Source organism: Micromonospora arida (assembly GCF_003857035.1).
Lineage (GTDB): Bacteria > Actinomycetota > Actinomycetes > Mycobacteriales > Micromonosporaceae > Micromonospora > Micromonospora arida.
On sequence record NZ_QGSY01000088.1, the window covers coordinates 1 to 2,973 of the forward strand.

Consider the following 2,973-nt stretch of genomic DNA (forward strand, 5'->3'; position numbering starts at 1 on the left):
CCCGGTAGGCATGGCGCTTTCAAGTCAGCCCGAAATTGTCGGCAATTACCAAAAGATCAAAAAAGTCAATTTGATAGGGGAAAGATATGTCTGCGAACAATCATGGAGGTGCCCGCGAGGGTTCCGGCGTCGATTCCGCGACCGCTACCCGACTCGCCCAGCTTGCCGGCCGCCGCTCCCGCCTGACCATGCGGCACATTAGCGGAAATGGCCAACAATGGCGGAAGGTTGGCCAGTGGCCGAGCGCTAATGCGGTCGTCTCCACGCTTGATATAAAGGCACTAACGAGCACCACGGTCGCTATGGAATGGGTTGCCGAGCGTGCAGAAATTGGTAGCCATAAAGAACTGTCTCATATGATTGACCGGCCGCACCGCCTTATTATGCCGGGCCGCCCGCCCATTTATGGCGATGATCCCGAGAAGTTGGCCGCCATTGCCGAGCGCGAACTACGCGACGAATTGGCCGTCCGTTCGGTCGCCTGGCAAGCGACGTACAGCGCCGACTCTGTGGCCCGCGCTGTCGACATCCACCGCGCCAACCGACGAAAGGCCCTTACGTGACCACAAAGCAGTGCCCGCAGTGCGGCACTGACCGCCCGTTGTCGTCGTTCGGCCGCGACCGGCGGACCCTTGACGGCTTCCGCCGGCTGTGCCGGCCGTGCCGCCGCGAGAATCACCGCATTCACGCCACCGTCAAGCGCTACATGCGCCGCCGGGACCATGCCGCATGAGCCGCCCTGACGATCCCGCCCAGGGCCAGCAATGTTGAGGCCCTGGCCTCGCGGCTAGAACCTGACTACAGACAAGAAAGGTAACGACGCTCTATGACAGGTGCATCTCCAACCTAATCCTGCTCTGGCTCAATGAAGTTGGCACCGTATTTGGCGCGCGCCCATCTCGTAAGCCTGCCTGTATTGTCATCCTCGGCGGCGAAGCGTCCATCCGGCAACGCCAAGACTTTGCAGTTTTCCGTAATTAGTTCCATTCGCGATCCGTCCATTGCTACAAGGCGACTCGCGAGCAATTCCTTCTGCAAAGCATCGAGGTCAAGCCCTCTGCCAGCAGACCACCGCCAGACCTCGACGCTCGCGAAGTCAAAATGCCCCACCTTAAGTATGACTGCGAGCACCGTGGCTTGATCCTCATCGAGAATGACCGGCTGCCATGGCCGAACGCTCGATGTTCGCTTCAACGCTTCACTCGAAGCCAGGTGAGGCGTAACGCCCCAACCCTGCGTATCTCCTATTTGTTCGAGCCGTGCAGACATAAATAGGTGCATAACTTCGACGTCTAGATCGTCCCCCCACTGCCCACGCAATGTGAAGTCTTCACCGATTCGGGTCCAGATCAATTCAAGTAGGATCATCAGTGGGTTTGTCACTTCAGTCGTCGCGTAGAAGTTCCACTGGCCATGAACGGTGGAACGGGCAGCGTAGGGCATTCCATTGGCTTTAACAAGTACATGCCGCCCCGAAACAACGAGTTGTGGAAATCCCGCGATCCCTATCCCTCGCCTTCCCGATCTCGCAGCGAGCACCTCGTATAGGGCATCCCTGAAGTTTTTCTCGTTTTTGAAGCCTCGGTAGCCAAATACTACTCTGATTGTGCCGGCGCGCTCATTCAGAAGAGCGGAATAGACTGCACGATCAAAAGGTGGTGCCTTCGGAAACTCGGTGAGATAGTTGTCCGCATTGGGTGCGAGGTGGCCTGTAATCTGGCTGAACGCACGGTTCATCAGGGTGCCACCTATATTCATCGTCTCGTAAGCGTCCCCCGACTTTACGTAAGCGACACCGACCGCGTGTACTGTCTCCAGATGATCGAACGCGTCGGCCAACTCCCTGCTGTATAGGTTCTTCTTGATTTCGAGTACGGCGATCACGTCTTTGATGTGCCAGATGTAGCGTTCCAGTCGCGGGATTTTTCGGCCAGTTCCGACCACTAGCATGCAGTCGATCTGACCAGACAGGGCACCTCTTCCATCTTCGACGAATCCCGAGACGACACGAAGTCCCAGGTTGCCAGGCAATGCCATCGTTAAGATTTCTTGCGTAAGGCCTTCGTACATATCGCCAATAGTAGGGCCGTGAGGGATTGCCAAACCTTGAAGCTCTTCAGCTTCTCGCTGCATCAGCGCATGCAAGAAATCCGCGATGGTTTTGATCACACGCCCTCCCGGCCTTTTAGAAGGATTCTTCCACGCTATGCGCGACGAGACAACCATCGGCAAACACGACGTCAGATCAGCGGCCAGATCAAATCGACGCCGACCTACACGTGGGCGAACGTCACCGTTGTTGCGTCGGACGGCATGGTGAATCCGACCGTGACCGCCTCCGGTTCGTCGCTGGCGCTCAACGTCGGATCGGCTTACCCCGGCGCAACGTTGACGTTCACCGCTCGCATTGCCGCCCCGGGGGACGCCCCGTCCGCGAAGATCACCGGGGTTGATTTCGGTACGCAGCTCACGGCCGCTTTCGCCTCCGACTCGCCCGCGAAGATCGGGAGCACCATCAGCACCGGCACCCCCGCCGACGTGAAGATCACCGTTACGGTCCCCGACACCGCCACCGCCGCCACCCTGTCCGGCAGCGTCAGCGGCGTGACTCTGGCCCCCGCTGCCTGACGCCCCGCACAGCAAACCCCCGGTGCCCTCATGGGTACCGGGGGTTTGTCGTTTCAGGGTCAGGAGAAGGCGCGACAGACGCGCGTGTGTTCGGCCAACGCATCGGCAATCTCGGTGAGCGCAGTCAACGGCGCAACCGGCATCCGCTCCGAGCATTCCCCGCATTCGATCCGGTCCGCCCGCACCGGCCACCGCCACGCGCCCGCATCGACCGGCACGCGGGCGGGCGCGTCTTCCTCGCCCACCATCACGCCCGCCGCCGGACGTTCGGCACCCGGCATCCGCCCGCAGGCCACCGGCCACCGTTGCCCCGCCATTCGCCCGCCAGCGTGAGCAGCCTCGGCC

Annotated in this window: 4 protein-coding genes; 2 read left to right on the forward strand and 2 right to left on the reverse strand. The window is 60.2% G+C overall.

What is annotated here, in order from left to right; translation table 11 throughout:
• The first annotated feature begins 302 nt into the window (after window positions 1–302).
• Complete coding sequence (locus DLJ58_RS03695) at window positions 303–563, forward strand: hypothetical protein (RefSeq protein WP_124853866.1); 261 nt, start codon at window positions 303–305, stop codon at window positions 561–563.
• Between the two features lie 283 nt (window positions 564–846).
• Here the strand turns inward: DLJ58_RS03695 and DLJ58_RS03700 are convergent, their stop codons facing one another.
• Window positions 847–2,169: a DUF6602 domain-containing protein gene (locus tag DLJ58_RS03700; protein WP_124853867.1), complete on the reverse strand. Its 1,323-nt coding sequence runs from the start codon at window positions 2,167–2,169 to the stop codon at window positions 847–849.
• On the opposite strand from DLJ58_RS03700, the gene DLJ58_RS03705 reads away from it, so the two are divergent.
• Window positions 2,140–2,628: a hypothetical protein gene (locus tag DLJ58_RS03705; protein ID WP_124853868.1), complete on the forward strand. Its 489-nt coding sequence runs from the start codon at window positions 2,140–2,142 to the stop codon at window positions 2,626–2,628. The genes DLJ58_RS03700 and DLJ58_RS03705 overlap by 30 nt on opposite strands.
• A 59-nt stretch (window positions 2,629–2,687) precedes the next feature.
• Here DLJ58_RS03705 and DLJ58_RS03710 read toward each other — a convergent pair.
• The coding region (locus DLJ58_RS03710) for a hypothetical protein (RefSeq protein ID WP_208740840.1) at window positions 2,688–2,973 on the reverse strand (286 nt) is incomplete at its 5' end.

Coding starts and splice junctions, on each gene's coding strand:
- DLJ58_RS03695 (WP_124853866.1), top strand. CDS start 303: ATGGAATGGGTTGCCGAGCGTGCAGAAATTGGTAGCCATAAAGAACTG.
- DLJ58_RS03705 (WP_124853868.1), top strand. CDS start 2,140: ATGCAAGAAATCCGCGATGGTTTTGATCACACGCCCTCCCGGCCTTTT.